This window comes from Ferribacterium limneticum (assembly GCF_020510625.1).
Lineage (GTDB): Bacteria > Pseudomonadota > Gammaproteobacteria > Burkholderiales > Rhodocyclaceae > Azonexus > Azonexus limneticus_A.
On record NZ_CP075191.1, the window covers coordinates 158,038 to 178,047 of the forward strand.

17 protein-coding genes and 2 riboswitches are annotated in these 20,010 nt (G+C 60.4%); of the genes, 14 read left to right on the plus strand and 3 right to left on the minus strand.

The genetic code is table 11. From position 1 onward, the window contains the following. Positions 1-9 precede the first annotated feature (9 nt). A riboswitch (cobalamin riboswitch) is annotated at positions 10-205 on the minus strand. 58 nt (positions 206-263) lie between these two features. Next, positions 264-1,727, plus strand: a complete 1,464-nt coding sequence (locus KI617_RS00765) for a cobyric acid synthase (RefSeq protein ID WP_226449748.1) — start codon at positions 264-266, stop codon at positions 1,725-1,727. A gap of 5 nt (positions 1,728-1,732) precedes the next feature. Here the strand turns inward: KI617_RS00765 and KI617_RS00770 are convergent, their stop codons facing one another. From KI617_RS00770 to cobU, 3 genes are all read right to left on the minus strand, one after another. Beyond that, on the minus strand, positions 1,733-3,082 hold the full coding sequence (locus KI617_RS00770) for a response regulator (RefSeq protein ID WP_226449750.1): 1,350 nt from the start codon (positions 3,080-3,082) through the stop codon (positions 1,733-1,735). Then, the gene (locus KI617_RS00775) at positions 3,082-3,690 is read right to left on the minus strand and encodes a sensor histidine kinase (RefSeq protein ID WP_226449752.1); all 609 of its coding nucleotides are present in this window, start codon (positions 3,688-3,690) and stop codon (positions 3,082-3,084) included. Before KI617_RS00775 ends, KI617_RS00770 begins: the two co-directional genes overlap by 1 nt. A 109-nt stretch (positions 3,691-3,799) precedes the next feature. Beyond that, on the minus strand, positions 3,800-4,378 hold the full coding sequence (gene cobU / locus KI617_RS00780) for a bifunctional adenosylcobinamide kinase/adenosylcobinamide-phosphate guanylyltransferase (RefSeq protein ID WP_226449754.1): 579 nt from the start codon (positions 4,376-4,378) through the stop codon (positions 3,800-3,802). A gap of 28 nt (positions 4,379-4,406) precedes the next feature. Continuing rightward, a riboswitch (cobalamin riboswitch) is annotated at positions 4,407-4,593 on the plus strand. Positions 4,594-4,779: 186 nt separating this feature from the next. On the opposite strand from cobU, the gene cobT reads away from it, so the two are divergent. The 13 genes from cobT to KI617_RS00845 all read left to right on the plus strand — a co-directional run bounded on the left by cobT (position 4,780) and on the right by KI617_RS00845 (position 19,940). Further along, positions 4,780-5,826, plus strand: coding sequence for a nicotinate-nucleotide--dimethylbenzimidazole phosphoribosyltransferase (gene cobT, locus KI617_RS00785; RefSeq protein WP_226449756.1), 1,047 nt, complete (start codon positions 4,780-4,782; stop codon positions 5,824-5,826). An 81-nt stretch (positions 5,827-5,907) separates the two neighbouring features. Continuing rightward, positions 5,908-6,678, plus strand: a complete 771-nt coding sequence (locus KI617_RS00790) for an adenosylcobinamide-GDP ribazoletransferase (protein ID WP_226449758.1) — start codon at positions 5,908-5,910, stop codon at positions 6,676-6,678. A 215-nt stretch (positions 6,679-6,893) separates the two neighbouring features. Further along, complete coding sequence (locus tag KI617_RS00795; protein ID WP_226449760.1) at positions 6,894-7,619, plus strand: hypothetical protein; 726 nt, start codon at positions 6,894-6,896, stop codon at positions 7,617-7,619. An 82-nt stretch (positions 7,620-7,701) separates the two neighbouring features. Next, positions 7,702-8,214 (plus strand): alpha-ribazole phosphatase family protein, encoded by a 513-nt coding sequence (gene cobC / locus KI617_RS00800; protein ID WP_226449762.1) that lies wholly within the window; start codon positions 7,702-7,704, stop codon positions 8,212-8,214. A gap of 44 nt (positions 8,215-8,258) precedes the next feature. Then, on the plus strand, positions 8,259-9,374 hold the full coding sequence (gene rfaQ, locus KI617_RS00805) for a putative lipopolysaccharide heptosyltransferase III (RefSeq protein ID WP_226449764.1): 1,116 nt from the start codon (positions 8,259-8,261) through the stop codon (positions 9,372-9,374). After that, the gene (locus KI617_RS00810; protein WP_226449766.1) at positions 9,371-10,507 is read left to right on the plus strand and encodes a glycosyltransferase family 4 protein; all 1,137 of its coding nucleotides are present in this window, start codon (positions 9,371-9,373) and stop codon (positions 10,505-10,507) included. Before rfaQ ends, KI617_RS00810 begins: the two co-directional genes overlap by 4 nt. Positions 10,508-10,554: 47 nt before the next feature. Next, complete coding sequence (gene msbA, locus KI617_RS00815; protein WP_226449768.1) at positions 10,555-12,324, plus strand: lipid A export permease/ATP-binding protein MsbA; 1,770 nt, start codon at positions 10,555-10,557, stop codon at positions 12,322-12,324. Then, the gene (locus KI617_RS00820) at positions 12,321-13,424 is read left to right on the plus strand and encodes a glycosyltransferase family 4 protein (protein WP_226449770.1); all 1,104 of its coding nucleotides are present in this window, start codon (positions 12,321-12,323) and stop codon (positions 13,422-13,424) included. Before msbA ends, KI617_RS00820 begins: the two co-directional genes overlap by 4 nt. A 3-nt stretch (positions 13,425-13,427) precedes the next feature. Beyond that, positions 13,428-15,299: an asparagine synthase (glutamine-hydrolyzing) gene (gene asnB / locus KI617_RS00825; protein WP_226449772.1), complete on the plus strand. Its 1,872-nt coding sequence runs from the start codon at positions 13,428-13,430 to the stop codon at positions 15,297-15,299. Then, positions 15,292-16,422, plus strand: coding sequence for a glycosyltransferase family 9 protein (locus tag KI617_RS00830; RefSeq protein WP_226449773.1), 1,131 nt, complete (start codon positions 15,292-15,294; stop codon positions 16,420-16,422). The genes asnB and KI617_RS00830 overlap by 8 nt, the downstream gene beginning before the upstream one ends. After that, a complete protein-coding gene (locus KI617_RS00835) occupies positions 16,419-17,576 on the plus strand; it encodes a glycosyltransferase (RefSeq protein WP_226449775.1) in 1,158 nt (385 codons plus the stop codon). Before KI617_RS00830 ends, KI617_RS00835 begins: the two co-directional genes overlap by 4 nt. Continuing rightward, positions 17,573-18,733, plus strand: coding sequence for a glycosyltransferase (locus KI617_RS00840; RefSeq protein ID WP_226449776.1), 1,161 nt, complete (start codon positions 17,573-17,575; stop codon positions 18,731-18,733). Before KI617_RS00835 ends, KI617_RS00840 begins: the two co-directional genes overlap by 4 nt. Then, a complete protein-coding gene (locus KI617_RS00845) occupies positions 18,687-19,940 on the plus strand; it encodes an O-antigen ligase family protein (protein WP_226449778.1) in 1,254 nt (417 codons plus the stop codon). The genes KI617_RS00840 and KI617_RS00845 overlap by 47 nt, the downstream gene beginning before the upstream one ends. The last annotated feature ends 70 nt before the right edge of the window (positions 19,941-20,010 follow it).

Sequence of the window (20,010 nt, forward strand, 5' to 3'; positions counted from 1 at the left end):
GTCCATGCAGCCTAATTTCGTCTCCCGGCCGGTCTTCTGACTTGGATTCAACCGAACGATGCGCCTTCCCGGCCGGGTTTCCCCTCTGCCAGTGGCTTCTTGCATCGCCCGTCCTCCTCACAGCGTTGGGCACGTGGCGGAATTGCACCGCCTTCCCGATTCTCCGTTCAGCAGGCTGAACGGCACCCGGAGACACTCGCCCAAATCAAATTGGGCGGCCCCGATGGTGCCATAATTACCGACTTTTTTCACATATGCTCGCCATGCCCTGTTATTCCCTGATGGTCCAAGGCACTACCTCCGATGCCGGTAAATCGACGCTGGTCGCAGCGCTGTGCCGCATCCTGAAGCGGCGGGGCGTGCGGGTGGCGCCGTTCAAGCCGCAGAACATGGCGCTGAATTCTGCCGTGACGGTGGATGGCGGCGAGATTGGCCGGGCGCAGGCCTTGCAGGCACTGGCCTGCGGGCTTCTGCCGCATACCGACTTCAATCCGGTCTTGCTCAAACCGACCACCGACAAGAAGGCGCAGGTCATCATCCACGGCAAGGTGGCGATTGATCTCGATGCCAAGGCCTATCACGCCTACAAACCACGGGCGATGGGGGCGGTGCTGGAATCCTGGGCGCGGCTGACTGCTGAATACGAATGCGTGGTGGTCGAAGGCGCCGGTTCGCCGGCCGAGATCAACCTGCGCGACCGCGACATTGCCAACATGGGCTTTGCCGAGGCGGTCGATTGCCCGGTGATCATCGTCGCCGACATCGACCGTGGCGGTGTCTTTGCCCATCTGGTTGGCACGCTGGAATTACTGTCACCCTCCGAGCAGAACCGGGTCAAGGGTTTTGTCATCAACCGTTTTCGCGGCGATATTGCCTTGCTTGAATCGGGTCTGACCTGGCTGGAAGAGCGCACTGGCAAGCCGGTTCTGGGCGTCCTGCCCTATCTGCATGGCCTGATGCTTGATGCAGAGGACGCCATCGCCACCGCGGCGGTCGGCGGCAAAAAGACGGCAAAACTGAAAGTCGTTGCCCCGGCCTACCCGCGCGTCTCCAATCACAACGATCTCGATCCGCTGCGTCTGCACCCGGAAGTCGATTTTCGCTGGATCGGCCCGGGTGAGACGCCGCCAGCCGCCGATCTGATCGTTTTGCCCGGTTCCAAGGCGGTGCGCGCCGACATCGACTGGCTACGGACGCAGGGCTGGGACAAAGCGATCCACAAGCATCTGCGCTACGGTGGCAAGGTCGTCGGCCTGTGTGGTGGCTACCAGATGTTGGGCCGGATGATCCACGATCCGCAGGGGCTGGAGGGGCTGTCGGGCAGCACGGCTGGCCTCGGCGTGCTGGCCGTGGAAACGACATTGGAGGCCGAGAAGCAGCTGCGCAATGTGAGTGGTCACTTGTCGCTACCGGGTCGGCCGGCGATGACCGGTTACGAAATTCACCTCGGTGTGACACGCGGCGAAGGATTGGCCCTGGGCGCCGTGGAACTGGCTGACGGCACCCGCGATGGCGCCATTTCAGCCGACGATCAGGTTTTTGCCACCTACTGCCATGGGGTCTTTGATCACCCCGATGCGCTGACCGCGCTGCTCGCCTGGGCTGGCATGACCGAGAGCGAACAAGTCGATTTCGCGGCGCGCCGTGAGGCTGATCTCGACCGCCTGGCCGATTCGGTCGAAGCCGCGCTGGACTGGAAAAAGCTGTCGTCGCTGCTGCCCGGCTGAGCGTTTCAGGCGGCCGGCTTCTCTTCGTGGTGGATGCGCTTGAGCGCCACCTGCTTCTGAATCTCGCGGAAATCCTGCTCCCGGCCCTGCAGCGCGTATTGCTTGCGGATCGTGCCGAAAACCTTCTTGGCGTCTGGGCTGGTCATCAACAGCTCGGTATGCCGGTCGGCCAGTTCGTGATCGCCGACTGTAAGCGCCGCCCGCATCACGTCGATGCTGGCGCTCGGGTCCAATTCGCTGGCTAGCAGGGCTGGGCGCAGGCCGGCAAAGCGGGCCTTGCCCTTTTCCGGCGAACTGATGGCGAGCAGGGCGGCAAAACTGGCCTGCTCGGCGAGGTTCATCGCCTGAATTTCGGCGTCGCGTAGGCCGACCAGCACTTTTTCGGCTGAAATCTTGTCCCCGGCATCGACGTGGCTGCGGGCCATGGCCAGCCGGTCTTCCGCCGAAACCGCGCCAGGCATGGTGTCATTGGCAATGACGTCGGCCATTGCTGCCCGCGCTGTTTCGCTGTCGCCATTCAGGGTGGCGGCTTCGGCCAGCATTCGCTTGCGCAGATAGTTGCGGGGGGTTTTCTTGGCCACCTCATCGAGCACTTTCTGGGCTTCGGCATGTTCGCCCTGAGCCATGCAGATGCTGGCCTTGAGGTCCGAAGCGTCAAAAAAATGCGGTGTGCCGGCGACCACCTTGTCGATTTCGGTGCGGGCCTCGGTCAGACGGTTCTGCTTGTGCAGGGAGCGGGCAACCCCGGCTCTCGCCCAGGGGAATTCGTAATTTTCCAGGATGTCGCGATAGGCCTTCTCGGAGGCTTCGGCATCGCCGCTGGCGAGCAGGACTTCCGCTTGCTGACGCAGAATCTCGAAACGGTACGGTCGTCCGGTTTCGCTGGCGCGTTGGGCCTCAAGGATGGCCAACGCCCTGGCGAACTCCTGCTGGCGCTTTTCCTTGTAGTAAGCGGCGAAGAAGTTCTTCTTGGCGACGATCCGGTCCAGTCGGAGGACCAGCTTGTCCGGCGAGAACGGCTTGATGATGTAGTCGTCCGGCACCAGTTCAACGGCTGAAACCACCTGCTCGTAGGATTGTTCGCCGGTAACCATCATGAAGATCGTTTCGTCCGGCAACAGATTGAAGCGGCGCAACTCTTCGAGCAACTGCTGCCCCGAGCGGCCCTCGCCCAGCATGTAATCGCAAAGGATGATGTCCGGCGCATTGTTGCGAATCCGGAAGATCGCATCCTGATAATTGGAGGCGAATTCAACGGCGAAGGCGCCTATCGTTTGGGCAATGGAGCGCAACGCATCGCGGGCCTGCGGCTGGTCGTCGATGACGAGAAAACGTTTTTTGTTGTACTCGCTCATCAGGGCAGCCGCAATTCAAAACGGGCGCCGCCGAGGCTGCCGCCGTTGCTCAAATGCAGGCTGCCCTGCAGGCCCTTGCGGGCATGCAGCTCGGCCAGGCGGGAGGCGACCATCAGGCCGGTACCCTGTTCCGGCGGCAGTGCGGAAAAACCAGAACCGTCGTCTTCGACGCTGAGGAGGAGCCAGCCGCCTTGCTCCTGAGCGCTGAGCCTGATCTGGCTGCGGGCGAAGCGCCCGGCGTTCTGTACGGCGTTGTTCAGCATGTCGGTGACCAGGTCACGGTCCAGCGGCCATTCGTCGAACACCTGGCAATCGACTGTCAGTTCAATGTTTTCGCCGGTCAGATGGTTCTTTTGGGCGAGTACGACTTCTTCGCAGAGGTCGGCAACGAGTACCGGCGTGACGGCCAGCGTCGCGTCATGGCGCAGAACGCCATAGGCAGCCAACGTGCGGGAGAGGCGATTACCCGCCGCTTCGATGGCGTAGCGGGCTTCGCTCATGGTCATGCCGTACTTGGCTTCGGCGGCGGCAATCAGCGATTCGGCGATGAACAACTGGTTCTTGGCGTCATGTACGCCCGAAGCCAGGATGTCGAGCAATTTATGCATCTTTGAACCCTCCACCAAAGACATCTGTCGCATCTATTTTCGGTAAGGATACCGATCTTTTTGTCGGGCTGCCCGAATCGCGAGAAATGCCCTCAAAAATGGCGCCAGATCAGCCGGCGGCGGACTTGAGGCTCAATGGCAGTCCGGCGGCAACCAGCGTCACTTGATCGCAAACCGCAGCGACGCGCTGGTTCAGCCGCCCCTGTTCATCGGCAAACAGGCGGGAAACCGGATGCATCGGCACGATGCCCCAGCCCACCTCGTTGGAGACCAGAATGATGCGGCCGGGTAGTTGCGGCAGTAGTTCGATCAGCGCAGTGGTTTCCGTGCGGAACAGCGGGCAGTCGATGGCCTCGCCGGCTTCGGCCTGTGCTGCAGCCTGGCCGGCAAAGAGCAGGTTGGAGAGCCACAAGGTCAGGCAATCGACCAGCACGCAGGTGTCCGGCGCTGCCAGTTCACGCAGTCGGGCCGCCAGGTAAAGAGTTTCCTCAGTGCAGCCCCATTCGGCCGGCCGGCGTTCGCGGTGATGGGCGACACGGCGGGCCATTTCGCCGTCGAGCGCCTGTGCCGTGGCGAGGTAGGTCACCTTCATGCTTCGGTCGTTGGCATATACGCGTGCCCGTTGTTCGGCCAGCAGGCTCTTGCCCGACCGGGCACCGCCGAGAATCAGTTCTTTCATGGCCGGCATTTTGGGTGAAGGCCGGCCCGGCGGCAACCGGTATAATTTTGCCTTCGACAATACGGAACCCGGTGCGAGTCTGACTCAATTCCGGGGCGGGCCCGCCGCTGTAATCGGGGACCGATGCCGCAACAGCCACTGCAATGGGGAAACAGACCCGGCGGGAAGGCGCGGTAAAGGGACGATCCGAAAGCCAGAAGACGTGTCGAAACAAGAAACGCCAACAAAATAATCCTGGCGTTGTTGTGCCGCCTTGCCGTACGCCTTGTGCTGTCTTCGGCGGCACGCCTAGCCAGGACCGCTTTGCTTCATGTTGTTGGTGTTTCTTGATCGTGGAAGCCTGTGGACAGGGCTTCGCGGCAGCGTTGGCCAAACGTTGTCGCGAGGCCCTTTTGCTTTTGGAGAATCGGATGCATTCGTTTGAAATTTCTACCCCGGACTGCGGTCTGGAAACTGCCCTGCAAAACAAGATCGACCGCAAGACCAAGCCGCTCGGCGCGCTAGGTCAGCTTGAAAAAGTCGCCAAAAAAATCGGTCTGGTTCAGCAAACGCTGAGCCCACAACTGAACAACCCGCAAATGCTGGTTTTCGCAGGCGACCATGGCGCAGCCAAGGCTGGCGTCTCGGCTTACCCGCAGGACGTTACCTGGCAGATGGTCGAGAACTTCCTGGCCGGCGGTGCTGCCATCAATGTCTTCGCACGGCAGAACGGGCTGGGCCTCTCGGTCGTCGATGCCGGCGTGGCCCACGATTTCGGCCAGCGTACCGGTTTGGTCGATGCCAAGGTGGCGGCCGGCACGGCCAACTACATCGAGCAAGCCGCCATGACGGCTACCCAGTGCGAACAGGCGATCAATAACGGCGCCGCCATCGTCCGCCAACTGGCAGCGAACGGTTGCAATGTCGTGGGCTTCGGCGAAATGGGCATCGGCAATACCGCTTCTGCCTCGCTGCTCACGCACTGCCTGACCGGCCTGCCACTGGCCGAATGCGTCGGGCGCGGCACCGGGCTGGACGATGCCGGCCTGGCGCGCAAGCAGGACCTGCTCGAACAAGCCTTGATCCGCTACCGCGCAGGCGGTGGCGATGACGAAGCATTCAAGGTGCTGGCCGAGTTTGGCGGTTTCGAAATTGCCACCATGGTCGGCGCCATGCTGGCGGCGGCCGAAGCGAAGATGGTGCTGCTGATCGACGGCTTCATCGTCGGTTCGGCTGCCTTGGTGGCTTCCCGTCTGGCGCCAGCCCTGCTCGGCTACTGTGTCTTCTGCCACCGTTCCGCCGAGGCCGGTCATCGCACGCAATTGCTGGCGATGGGCGCCGAGCCGCTGCTGGACCTTGGCCTGCGCCTCGGCGAAGGCACTGGCGCCGCGCTGGCTTATCCGCTGGTACAGGCGGCCGTGAATTTCCTCAACGAGATGGCCAGCTTCGAATCGGCCGGTGTGTCGGACAAGGAATAAGCAGGCCAATAGAAACCGTAATTCCCGTACCCCAAGGGCACTTCCTGCGGGACGAGAAAGCGGGAATCCAGGAATTCCAGAATGATCCGTCGCGAGCTTGAATACTTCTTCGGCGCCATCCGCTTCTTCACGCGGCTGCCGGTGCCCGGCTGGGTCGGGCATTCGGCCGAGGCGCTCAACCACTCGGCCCGCTATTTCCCGGCCGTCGGCCTGTTGGTCGGCGGCATCGGGGCGCTGATCTATCTCGGCGCAGCCTTGCTCTGGCCGCAGCCGGTCGCTGTGCTGCTGTCGATGGCGGCGACCATCTACGCGACCGGCGCCTTCCATGAAGATGGCCTGTCCGACACCGCCGATGGCCTCGGTGGCGGCTGGGAGAAACAGCGCATCCTCGACATCATGAAGGACTCCCGCGTCGGCAGCTACGGCGTTGTCGCGCTGGTGCTGGCCCTGCTCGGCAAGTTCGTTCTGCTCTCCTCGCTCAACCCGGCGCTAGTTCCCTTAGCCCTGCTCTCTGGCCATGCTGTTTCGCGCTTCTGCGCGACCGTGCTGCTGGCGACCATGGACTACGTTCGCGACGATCAACTCAGCAAGGCCAAGCCGCTCGCCACCCGCTTGTCAGGCGGGGCCCTGCTGGTTGCTTTGTGCTTCGTTATCGCTCCGCTGGCCGCGTTGCCCTTATTCAAGGCGCTAGCGGGAGTCACGCTGGCCGCTCTGGCCACCCTGTGGCTTGCCCGCAAATTTCAGCGCTGGCTGGGCGGGTATACGGGGGATTGCCTTGGTGCGACGCAGCAGTTGGCGGAGATTGCGTTCTATCTGGGGTTGGCGGCGATTTGGTTGGTGCGCCTTCCTTAACTCTTTCGTATTTCGTATGCTGCAGGTCGGTCAGTAGAAATGGCAGAGAATTCCGTCGAGATTGCTGACTGTCTCAGTATTGATTGAATGTTTCGGCTCTGTCGAATGAGCGTTCATTGCTGACAGGTCATTCCGGGAGCATAATTCCCGCAAGGGCATCAATGTAGATTCGTGATCACTAGGATCCGATAAGAACCTCTTGGGCGCAGAGTACTTTGACCATCATTCCAAAATCTCAAATCAGTTCAGAACTAAGCGATAACCGAGTCTTAAGACGTTACCTTGATCTTCCGAAGTTTATTGATCTGCTGCGAACGCAAAATCTTTTCCTTTGTCGCGCTGATCTATTTCAAGACAAGTTCGAAGGCTCGTTTACGCCGTCATTGCGAGCTGCGATTGAAGAGGCTTATAGCTATAACAAGAGCGAGTTCAGCTATGAGAAATTCAAAAAGGAGCTACGTGAAGGTGTTTACGTAAATTGCTGGTCATTAGGTGTCAATGACAATATGGCCCTTTGGGAACTCTATGGAAAGTCTGATGCTTCGGTAGCAATTACCACGACAGTTGGCCGGCTACGAAAGGAATTGGCAGCATCCAATCTACTTGGCGTAACAAGCCTATGCAAGGTTGAGTACATCAAGCATTGGAACGACCCAAAAATAGACATCATTCCGTATTCGAACGTCTTTCGGTACAAAGTTGTCGCCTACGATTTCGAGCGGGAGGTACGAATCATCCACGACAGGTTCGAACAGAACTTCAAGATGTCAGGCAAGGAAAGTGGATTACCCCTAAGTGTTCGGCTAAATAGCTTACTCAGAAGCATCGTCGTGTCGCCATCAGCTCAGCCATGGTTCATTGATCTCGTTAAAGATGTTGCGCAGCGGTATGGAGTCACAACTCCTGTCAGACGATCAAAACTCTCGCTCGATCCTATCTGATACAGAGCTTTCTGTTTGCTGCTGAAAACCCGAACTTTCGCTAAGAGTCGGCGGCACGCTTTATAACTTTCAAACGGCCAATATGCGCCTCCATCTGATCCGCCACCCAAAGCCAGTGATCGAATCTGGCGTTTGCTACGGCCGGCATGATTGCCCGGCCGAGGATGTGGTGTCGGTGGCCGGGGCTTTGCTGGTCGAATTGCCGCCGGGGCTAGCGGTATGGAGCAGCCCCTTGCGCCGTTGTCGCGAGCTGGCGGACCGGTTGCATGTACGGCCAATCATTGACACCCGTCTGGCCGAGATGGATTTCGGGCTATGGGAGGGGCGACTCTGGGATGAGATTCCGCGCGCCGAGCTGGATGCCTGGGCGGCGGATGTGGCCGGCTATGCGCCGCCCGGCGGCGAATCGCCGCGCCAATTGCAACGACGGGCGCTCGATTTCGTTGATTCACTGGATGTGCCCGAGGCGGTGATCGTCACCCATGCCGGGGTGATCCGTACCTTGCTGGCGCACTGGCAGGGGCTACCGCCGGAGCGGTGGACGGAGCTGAGCTTCGCTTATGGCTCCTGCGCGGTGATCGACATTCCCCGGTAACGCCGGCGTTATCCACAATGGTGGCTGCTAGTAGAATGCCGGGCATGGAAACTTTCAATCCTCTGCGCGACGCGGTGCCGCTCGGTGAAATCAAGCGAGCGCTGGTCATCAAGCTGCGCCATCATGGCGATGTGCTGGTCAGTTCGCCGGTCTTTTCGGTGCTCAAGGCGCATGCGCCGCAGGTCGAGATCGATGCGCTGGTCTATGCCGATACGGCCGAGATGGTGACCTTGCATCCGGCGATTGCTGAAGTGCATACCATCGACCGCAAGTGGAAGCAGTTGGGTGCCATCGGCCAGCTCAAGGCCGAACTGGCGCTTTACAACACCCTGAAGGCGCGTGGCTACGACCTGATTATTCATTTGACCGAGCATTGGCGCGGCGCCTGGCTGTGCCGTCTGTTGAAGCCACGCTGGGCGGTTGGCCCGGCGGTGCGGGGGCGGAGCAAGCGCTGGAAGCAGAGCTTTAGCCATATCCAAGCCATGCCGTTCAATGCGCTGCGTCACATGGCTGAAACCAATCTCGACGCCCTGCGCCGGATCGGCATTCAGCCAGGCGTGAATGAGCGTTGCATGACCCTTGTACCTGGGGCGCCGGCTGAGGCGGTGGTAGCGAAGCACCTTGCCGGGTTTGGACTCAGCGGGAGGGGTTTTATTCACATCCATCCTGCTTCACGCTGGTTTTTCAAGTGTTGGCCGGTAGAAAATATGGCCGCCTTGGTTGAACGGCTGCAGGTCGAAGGGCATGCGATTATTTTGACTGCTGCGCCCAGTCCGGATGAAAAGAGAATGTTGGACTCGATTCAGGGGCGCCTGACCAAGCCGGCCTTCTGCCTCTCCGGTCAGTTGTCGTTGAAGGAGCTGGCGGCGCTGACCCGGGTAGCGACCTTGTTTGTCGGTGTTGATTCCGCCCCGATGCATATCGCAGCAGCGGTCGGCACCCCGACAGTTGCGCTGTTCGGGCCGTCCGGCGATAAGCAGTGGGGGCCGTGGGGAGTGCCTTGCCGCATCGTCAGTAGCACCAGGCACCAGTGTCGGCCTTGCGGCATTGACGGTTGCGGGGGCGGGAAGCTTAGCGAATGCCTGACATCCTTGAGCGTCGACGAAGTTTTTCAGGCGGTGCAGGACGTCCTGAGTCAATGTGGCGGGGTGGGCAAATGACGATCAGGCTTGCGCTGATTCGCCAACGTTACAACCCGTTTGGTGGGGCGGAACGTTTCGTTGCGACGACGCTGGAAGCTTTGATGCAGAAGAACAACGACCTGTCGTTGACCCTGATTACGCGCAAATGGACGGGTAGCGAACACAAACATGCGGTCATCGAGTGCGCCCCGCCGCATCTTGGCCGTCTGGGGCGCGATTACTCTTTTGCCCGTTGCGTCCAGCGCACGCTGGCGCGTGAGCAGTTCGATCTCGTGCAGTCGCATGAGCGGATTGCGGGTTGCGACATCTTTCGCGCCGGTGATGGCGTGCATGCCGCGTGGCTGGAGCAGCGGCGTCGCCAACAGAGTCTGATCGGCCGGGTCGGCACCGCACTGTCGCCTTGGCATCGCTATACCTTGGCAGCAGAGCGGGCGATGTTTGCCGACCCGCGTTTGCGGGCGGTCATCTGTATTTCCGAACTGGTCCGTGACGATATCCGGCGCTTCTATGGCGTGCCTGAGCAGAAACTGCATGTGATCTACAACGGTATCGATCTGGACCGTTATCACCCGAGGCTGGCGACCGAGCATCGGGCCGAGGTACGCCGGCAATATGGCATTCCCGAAGCGGCTCCGCTGTTTGTTTACGTTGGCTCCGGCTTCGAGCGGAAGGGTGTCGGACCGTTGCTTGCCGCGTTGGCAAGCGCCAGGGCAACAGGCAGTTACCTGCTGGTTGTCGGCGCCGACAAGCATTTGGAGTCCTATCGGCAACAGGCGGCGGGTCTCGGTCTGTCCGGGCGGGTGATCTTTACCGGGGGGCTCAAGAATGTCCTTCCCTGTTACGGCGCAGCCGACGCCTTTGTCTTGCCGACGCTGTATGAACCGCTCTCAAATGCGGTGCTCGAAGCACTGGCTTGCGGTCTGCCATGTATCGTCAGTGACCATTGCGGGGCAGCTGAGCTGATCGAGCCGGGAGTGAGCGGTCAGATTTGCGATGCGCTTGACGTGACTGCGCTGAGCGCCCATCTGGATACGCTGGCGCAACCCGGCGTGGCGGCCGGCATGCGGGGGGCGGCGCGGGCGGCGGTTGAGCATCTGGGACTGGTAGCCATGTCGGAGCGATTACTGGCGCTTTATCGCAGCCTCCTCTGAGGCTTGCCGGCGAAACGGTATAATGCTCGTTTAATCGCCGAGCGCCTATGACCAAACCCGCGAGCAGCCGCGAACTCTATCTGCGCCTTCTTCAGTACGTTCGTCCCTACTGGAAGGCGATTGTGCTTTCCCTGTGCGCGACGGCGATCATGGCGGCAACCGAACCGATGTTTCCGGCGCTGCTCAAGCCGCTGCTCGACGAAGGATTTACCAAACAGGGTGGCGGTATGGAAAATCCGCTGCTCATCCCGCTTGGTATCGTCGGTGTTTTCCTGTTGCGCGGTGTTTTCAACTATTTTTCCTCCTACGGTTTTTCGTGGGTCTCGAACCGGGTCATTGCCGATATTCGTGCCGAAATGTATCTCCGGATGGTCCGGCTGCCGAATGGTTATTTCCAGAAAAATGCATCCAGCGTACCGCTGACCAAGATCGCCTACGACGTCAATGGCGTTGCTTCAGCGGCAACCAACGTTATCGTCACAGTGCTCAAGGATGGATTGGTGGTTATCGGCCTCTTGTGCTGGTTGCTGTGGCTGAACTGGCAATTGACCCTGATTTGCTTTGCCCTGATTCCAGCAGTGGCCTGGGCGATGCGAACCTTTTCGGGACGCTTGCGCAAGGCCAGCCGGGCGGCGCAGGTCAGCACTGCGAACATGGTCCAGGTGCTGCAGGAAACCGCGCATTGTGAGCGGGTGATCAAAGTGTTCGGGGGAGAGTCGCAGGAAGCGGCCCGCTTCCACCGTACCAACGATGAGGTTCGTCGCCAGAACATGCGTCAGGCGGTTGCTGCCGCTGCGACCAATCCGATTGTCCAGATGTTTGCCGCGACGGCAGTGGCAGTGGTCATCTACATCGCGCAGGTGCAGTCGGCTTCGGGCCAGATCACGGTCGGCAGCTTTGTTTCTTTCATCACTGCGCTGCTGATGCTGCTTTCACCGTTGCGCCACTTGGCCGACGTCAATGCGCCACTGCAACGTGGTCTGGCCGCAGCCGAAAGCGTTTTTCAGCTGCTTGATGAGGCGATCGAGTGCGACGATGGCAAGATCGACGCCGGCCATGCCGCGGGGCATCTGGTGTTCCGCGATGTTGCCTTCCGCTATCCGGGGGCCGAGCGCAATGCGCTGTCCGGCATTAATCTCGATATTGCCCCTGGCCAGACGGTCGCTCTGGTCGGCCAGTCCGGCGGTGGCAAGTCGACCCTGGCAGCGCTGGTGCCGCGTTTTCACAACCCCGATAGCGGTGCCATCCTGCTCGATGGCAATGAACTGCAGGCCTTGAGCATGCATAGCCTGCGCCGCAACATCGCTTATGTCAGCCAGGATGTGTTGCTGTTCAACGATACCGTTGCGGCCAATATCGCCTACGGCGACAAGGCTGGCGCGTCGCTTGAGGCGATTGAGGCCGCGGCTGCAGCGGCTAATGCCCTGGAGTTCATCCGTGCGTTGCCCAACGGTTTCGAGACGATGATCGGCGAGAATGGCAATAACCTTTCCGGTGGTCAGCGCCAGCGCCTGGCGATTGCTCGCGCCATCCTCAAAGACGCACCGATACTGATCCTCGATGAAGCGACTTCGGCGCTCGACAACGAATCCGAGCGTCTGGTGCAGGGGGCGCTGGAAAACTTGATGAAGAAACGGACCACGCTGGTCATTGCCCATCGTTTGTCGACAATTGAGAAGGCTGATTGCATCGTGGTTCTTGGCGATGGCCGGGTACTCGAATCCGGGCAGCACGGAGAGCTTGTCGCCATCAACGGCGCCTATGCCCGTTTGCACAGCCTGCAGATGCAGACCGAGTCGATGCGGGAGCCGGCATGAGAATTCTCCATACCGAAGCTTCATGTGGCTGGGGCGGCCAGGAGATCCGGATCCTGACGGAAGCGCGCGGGCTGATCCGCCGCGGTCATCAGGTGGAGCTGGTCTGCCCGCCGGAGGCTCGCATTTTTCAGGAGGCGCCTGCCTACGGCGTGCCCGTCAGAGGGTTGTCAATCGGCAAGAAGCGTTTGCCAGCGCTCAAGGCAATGCGTACTTTTCTGCACGACAACCGTTTCGACGTCATCAATACCCATAGCTCGACAGATTCCTGGTTGGCTGCGCTGGCCTGCAAGACGCTGGCCGACGCCCCGCCCATCGTTCGCACCCGCCATTTGTCCACGGCGGTCAACCGCTCATGGTCGACCCGCTGGTTGTACGAAAAAGGCTGCGCTCATGTCGTCGTCACCGGCGAGGCCCTGAAGGCACAGCTGATTCGCGATAACGGTTTCCCTTCAGCGCAACTGACCTCGGTGCCAACCGGCATCGACCTCGAACGTTTCCATCCGCAGCCACGAGCCTCGGCGCGGGCGACGCTTGGGCTAAGTGCGGAGGCGACTTACATCGGTATTCTGGCTACCCTGCGTGACTGGAAAGGGCACACCGTGCTCTTCGATGCGCTGACCCAGTTGCTGCCGAGTCGTCCGAACCTGCGTGTGCTGATCATCGGCGATGGTCCTTACCGCGACCGGCTCGATACCCGTGCCGAAGTGCTGGGCATAACCGACAGGCTCGACTTTGTTGGTCACCGTACGGATGCCGAGCGCTGGCTACCGGTCATCGATGTGTTCACCTTGCCCTCCTGGGGCGACGAAGGCGTGTCGCAAGCCTTGATGCAGGCGATGGCGTGCGCTTTGCCTATCGTCACCACCCCGGTGGGGAGCTTGACTGAGGTCATCCACGATGGTGAAACCGGCTTGATCGTACCGCCGCGTGATGCCTCTGCACTCGCTGCGGCAATTGCCCGGCTGCTCGACGATCCGGCGTTGGCCGGCCGCCTCGGGACAGCCGCCCGCGAACTGGCCGTGGTGCGTTGCGGTGAAACACTGATGCTGGACCGTATGGAAGCCATCTTCCGGCGTTTCGGGCGTCCCGGAGCACGCTAAACGATGTGTGGCATCGCTGGCTTCTTTGGCCGCCGCCCGGTTTCCGGGTTGGCTGTTGACGCCATGCGTGCGGCGATTGCCCGCCGCGGTCCCGATGCCTTTCATGTTGCCGGTTGTCGTGTTTCTGCTGCCCAGTTCGTCTTGCAGGATGAGTATGCCGGACTGAGCAGCGCGTTGCTGCATGCCCGTCTCTCGATCCGTGATCCGCGCCCGGTGGCCGACCAGCCAATGGCCAGCGAAGATGGTGATATCTGGCTTTGCTACAACGGTGAAGTTTACGGCTGGGAACAAGACAAGGCAGGTTTGCAGGCTCAGGGTCACGTTTTCAATACGACATCCGACACGGAATTCATCCTGCGCGCCTACCAGCAGTGGGGCTGGAACGGGCTGCTGCCGCGCTTGCGCGGCATGTTCGCACTGGTGGTCCTCGACCGGAAATTGGGCAAGGTTTTTGCCGCACGCGACCGCATGGGTTTGAAGCCGCTGGTTTATTACCACGATGCAGCCAATGGCGAATTTGCCTTCAGCTCATTGGTGCGTGGCGTGCTGCCCTATCTGCCCGCCAACAAGCGCGGGTTTTCGCCGGCCGGCATCGACGCTTATCTCGCCCACCGAACGATTCCCGCGCCGGGAACGGTCTTTACCCACATCCAGCGCCTGGAAAATGCCCATTGTCTGGCGTTCGACCTCGCCAGTGGCAAACTCGAGAAGCGCTGCTACTGGTCTCCCGAACCGCTGGCAGATGGCAGCAAGACCTGGCAGGCCGAGCTGGACGAGGCAATTTTCCTGCGTACTGCCGCTGACCGGCCGGTCGGCCTGTTCCTGTCGAGTGGCATCGATTCGACGGTACTCGCCAGTCGACTGGCCGAGCAGGGCTACCGCAACATCAGGACGTTTACCGCTGCCTTCGACAACCCCGCCATGGACGAAAGCGAGCGTGCTGCGGGTATCGCCCGGCGATTGGGCATGGAGAACGAACGAATTGCCATGCCGGCGGACACGGTGGCTGATTTTGCGCAGATTGTCGCCGATCTCGACGAGCCCTTCGCCGACCCCTCCAGCTTCCCAACCTGGTATCTCGCGCAGGCAGCAGTCAAGAGCGTCAAGGTCGTGCTCTGCGGTGACGGTGGTGACGAGATGTTTGCCGGTTACAAGCGTTATCGGCAACACCTGCGTTCGGCTTGGCGACGAAAGCTTCCTGCGATTTCCGCTCTTCGCCCGCCACCGGCAATCTTGCCCGGCAAGCCTGGTCGCTTGGCTTTGGAAGCGTCGCTCGACTGGTTATCCGCCTACCCATTGCGCTTTTCCGGGATTGGCCTGACCGAGCGTGCGGCGCTGCAACCGGATGTCGCGGTCAATGCTCACCACTGGCGAATTCCTGATGGGGTGGCGGCGCTGTCTCCCATCACGCAGTTGCTGGCCATCGATGCCGAAAATTATCTGCCGGAATATATCCTGCGCAAGGCGGACTTGCTGACGATGGCGCATGGCCTTGAAGGGCGCGCCCCTTTGCTCGACCATGTTTTCGTCGGCCGCGTATTGGCGATGCCGGCCGCCGAGCGCTTCACCGATCCCGCGAAGCAGGCGTTGGCAGGCGTCTGTCCGCAGGCAGCAGAGTTCGCATTCTTTTCGCGCAAGAAAATGGGTTTCAATCCACCGGTTGGATCCCTGCTGAAATCCTTGCAAGGCCGGTTCGCAGGTTTGCCGGAACGCCTCTCGGCAAACAGTGGCAACCAGTTGCCGGTGCCTGCATTGACCCAGGCGCTGGCGCAGTGGCAAAGCGACAACGGGTATGGCGAACAACTGTTGCAATTGCTGATCCTCGATGAGTCTCTCCAGCAACTCGCCTGCTTGGCGCGGGTGCGACATGACTAAAAACAGCCGCCTCTGGTCTCGCTTGCTGGTTCTCTCGCATGCCTTGCCGCGCCTTGTTTTTGGCCGGAAAAAACCGAGCCGGCCACAACGAATACTGATCGCTCATCATCTATTGCTCGGTGACAGCATCATGCTGGCTGGACTGTTCAAGAAACTGCGCCGCGATCACCCTGAAGCGCAGATCGATACTCTGGTGCCGGTGGCCTGGCTGCCCATTTTTGCGAGTCGGCCCTATGGCATACGGGCGCTGCCTTACGACCCTCGTTCACTGAGCAGCCAGAAACGACTGATTTCCGAGGGGCCCTATGACTGGGCGCTCGTCCCGGCCGACAACCGCTGGGCGTGGATCGCCCGGGCCATGGGGGCGCGTTGGGTGACCGCCTTTGCCGGTAGCGAAGGTGGCGTCAAGGATTGGCCGGTGGACGAATTCATCGACTGGCCACAGAGCCCGGAAGCCTGGGGGGACATCGCCAGCCGTTTGGTGTTTGGTCCGGAGCCGGCTCCGTACGTTTCCGGGGAGTGGCCGGCACCGCCCTTGCCCGAAAATGGCCCGGTGCTGCCGGCCAAACCGTACGCAGTGCTGCATCTGGGCGCCTCCAGCCCTCACAAGTTGTGGCCGCCTGAACGCTGGCTGGCCTTGGCCGAAACCCTTGCTCAGTCCGGACTAACCGTGGTCTGGTCCGCCGGGCCGAATGAAAAGGCGCTGGTCGAGGCGGCCGACCCGCAGGGACGCTTCATTAATCTGGCTGGGCAGTTCAACATGGCAGGCTTGTGGCATCTGATGGCCGGGGCTGCGCTGCTGGTCAGTCCCGATACCGGGGTCGCCCATTTGGCGCGGCTGACCGGGACGCCTGCCGTGGTGCTGTTCGGTCCGGGGTCGCCGATTGTGTCGGGGCCGGGCCGTTTCTGGCACGACAGTCCGTTTGCGGTGGTCTGGGAAGAGAACATCGAGTGCCGCAATCAGAATCTGCTGTTCGAGCGGCCCTTGCCTTGGGTGCGCCATTGCTGGCGCGGCGTTGCCGAGTGCGGTCGGCCGCGCTGCATCTGGGAAATCGATAACCAACGGGTCATGCAGGCCATTGAAAAAGTTACCGGCATCGTGCTGGTCAGGGAGCGGGCATGAGTCCGGAAAACAAGAAACGGGTCGGTTTGTTTGTCGACTCGCTGATGGGCGGCGGGGCCGAGCGGGTGGCGCTCAATTTCGCCGAAAAATTCATCGAACTGGGCCACGATGCGCGGGTTTTTGTGCTGCACCCGCCCATCGAACACCAGACCGGCACTGTGCCGATTCATCTGGTCAGCGAGCAGTTCAAACTGGCCAACTGGCGGCCACTGAATAAATGGCTGTACGCCCAGCGCATCAAAAAGCTGGTCCGCGAGATCGAGGCCGATGGCAAGCCTTTCGATTTCTTCATCTCGAATGCCGAGGATTCCGATCGCCTGACACGGATGGCCGGTCTGCGGCCGGTATTTATCCGCTATCGCAATTCGCTGCAGCACTTCCTGGCCGCAAAGGTCGGAGATACGACAGGGCTCAAGCGCCGTATCCGTCATGTCCGCTGGTTGAACAAGTTTCGCCGTTTCTACAGCGGTCATATCGTTACTGTCTCGCGGGCGCTGGAAGAAGAGCTGGTGCATGAAATCGGCCTCAAACCGAAGTCGATCAAAACCATCTACAACCCCTTTGATTTCGACCTGCTGCGTCGCCGTGCCGCCGAAGCGCGCGAACTGCCGGCCGAGCCTTACATCCTCTATCCCGCCCGCCTGACGCCGCGCAAGCGCCAAGATCTGCTGCTGCGTGCTTATGCGCTGTCGGGGGTGACGCTGCCGCTGGTATTGCTGGGCGGTGTCAGTGGTGCCGAAGGCGAGAAATACGAGGCAGAGATGAAGGCGCTGGCTGCCGAATTGGGTATTGCCGGGCGGGTCCGCTTCCTCGGCTTCGAGCAGAATCCCTATCCGTGGATCAAGCATGCGGCGCTGGTCGCGATGTCCTCCGACAGCGAAGGCCTGCCGACGGTGCTGATCGAATCCCTGATTCTTGGAACGCCAGTGGTGAGCACCGACTGTCCGACAGGGCCGTCGGAAATTCTCACTGGCGATCTGGCCTGCTTCCTGTCACCGGTCGACGATGCACCGGCGCTGGGCGCCAATATCCGTGCGGCGCTGGAAAACTATCCGGCAATCGGCGAGGCTCATATCGAGCGCTTCCGAGCCGAAAACACGATCCAAACCTACATTGCTCATTTTGAGGCGCTGACCGAGGCGGCAAAGAAATGACTCAGGGCATGCCAGCCGAGCCGCTGTTTGCCCAGATCAAACTGCACACGTATTTCGGTGGCGGAGAAATTTTCGCTGCGCATCTTGCCGAGGCTGCCGCCGGCTTGGGTGGCTCATCAGTCCTGATTGTGCACCCGGCTGCGAAGCATTGGCAGAACCTGCACCTGCCGGCAACCAGACTGATCGAGGCGCACGACTGGGCAGAGGCTGTTACTAAGCTACCGCGCGGCTTGCCGGTGATTGTCCATGCTGCGCCACCGCTGGACATTGCGCAGAAAATTGCCGCGATGCAACCGTTGATCGGCTTCGTGCATATGCCTCTCAACCGTTTTTATGCCGACAGCCGTCATGCCTATGGCGCCTGCACGCGGGTGGTCGGTGTTTCCGGCTACGTGATCGATACCATTCGCGGCTTGGGGTTGGAAGCCTGGCCCGATCCTTTCTATGGCGTTGCTGATGCCAGGCGACCAGGTGACGGGGAGGGGATCGTCTCGACCTCCGAATTCGAATGGGATCGCCGCAAGTTCCGCGATCGTCTGCTTGGTCTCAGCGAACCGTTCTGGTCACGCCTGCGTCGGCAAACCGCTTACCAGAAGCGCGATGGCCTGACGCTTGGCATTGTTTCGCGTCTGGCACCGATCAAGCAGTTCCCGCTGCTGATGGAACTGCTCTCTCCGGAACTGGCGCGCCAGAAAAACATTTTTCTGGAAGTCTTTGGTGCAGGCGGCTACGCTTCGGTGCGCGACCTGCGCCGCGCCCTGAAACCGCTCGGTGAGCGCGTTCGCTTTTGGGGTCACCAGCGGGATGTTGCCCGGGCTTATGCCAGCATTGACGTGCTGATGACCGGCTTGCCGGAGCGCGAGGCACTGGGGCTCAATGTCATTGAGTCCCAGGCTTGCGGTGTACCGGTGCTGGCGCCGGGGGCGCCGCCATTTACCGAAACGGTTCTTCCTGGCAAGACAGGCTGGCTGTATGCAGACCCGAGAAAATCCGGCGACGCTGTTTACCCGTCATTTTCTGCGCTACTTGCCCAGATTCAGATGGGCAAGGCGGCCGGTTCGCTACCCGACCCGCGTAGCGAAACCGAACACATGGAACGTTTCTCGAAAAATGCCTTCAACAAACGACTCGCCGCCTTGCTTGCCAGCGTCCGCTGAGCCGAACAGCCGTTTTACGCTTTTCGCCTGGGTTTCTCTCTCCCTGCTGGGCGTTTTTGCCTTGCTGGCAAACGCGCCGGCACCCCGTCGAATATTTTCAGTTGTGGTGTTGTTAAGCTTCATCGTTGAAGGGTTCAACAGAGTTTCCCTGATCAGGCGCTACTGGGCAGCCTTTTTACCCTGGGTCGCGGTGGTGCTGGCATCGGCTCTTTGGTCACCTTCTCCCACGGTTACCCTGGGTGACGCGTTGTGGGAGATCATTTCTCCGATTGCGGCCGGCTTGTTGGCCATGTCGGTGGCGGCGCGTATCGGGCAACGCCATTTCTGGTTGCCATTTGCCTTGATCGGCATTTTTATCGTGCCATGTCTGCTCGGGGCATTGCATGTCCATGCGGGATTCTGGCCGGAACTCCCCAAAGTTGTTGTTGGCGCCTACGCCGGGCGTGGCGTGGCCAGTACCATGGGAGTCTTTCTGACGCTGATCGGCATTGCCGTAATCGGAATTAACTGGAGAGTTGCGGGGGGGCGGAAATATCGGCTGATTTTTCTTGGGGGCTGGTTGTTGATTGCCGGGATATTGCTGGGAGTACTCGGGCATAACCGGATGTACTGGTTGGCTTTGCCAATCGCCTTGCTGCCGTGGCTGATCAGGATTGGAAATTTGCCGAAACGCATGCGTTTCGGGCTGATTGGCAGCTTGCTGATGGTTGTTGCCATGGGCATTTTGTACTCGAATTATCTTGCCAAATTGCCCGCAGTTGGCGAAGCAGCGCCCTCCGAAAATCTGAATAGTTATGTCAAGGATCCTCGTTGGGTAATCTGGCATGACTGGCTGGCGGTAGCAGCTGAACGTCCGCTGCTCGGTATCGGCTATGGCTCGCGGATCATGTCGAGAGTGGGCGAACAGAAAATTGCCGTCACTGTCGATTACAACGTTCAGCAGCATGCTCATAATCTGCTGCTCAACATCGTCGTCCAGACGGGACTTGTCGGACTCGTTTGTTTTCTGTTCGCACTCGGGGGAGTCTGGCGCTTGCTATTCGATGCCCGGGGTGCAGTTGCGGAAGTGCCGGGCACATGGCAACTGGCTGCCCTTTCTCTGGTGCTGGCAGCTTTGGTTAAGTCCATGACGGATGATTTTTTTTGGGGGCCGGCCGGTGTTTTGATGTGGATGTTTGTCGGCGTATTCGCTGCCAGAAGGCGATAATTTTTAACAGCGTTGTCAACCAGGGTTGGGGCAAAGCGAGCGACATGGGCCTTAAAATCGTGTCTGGATG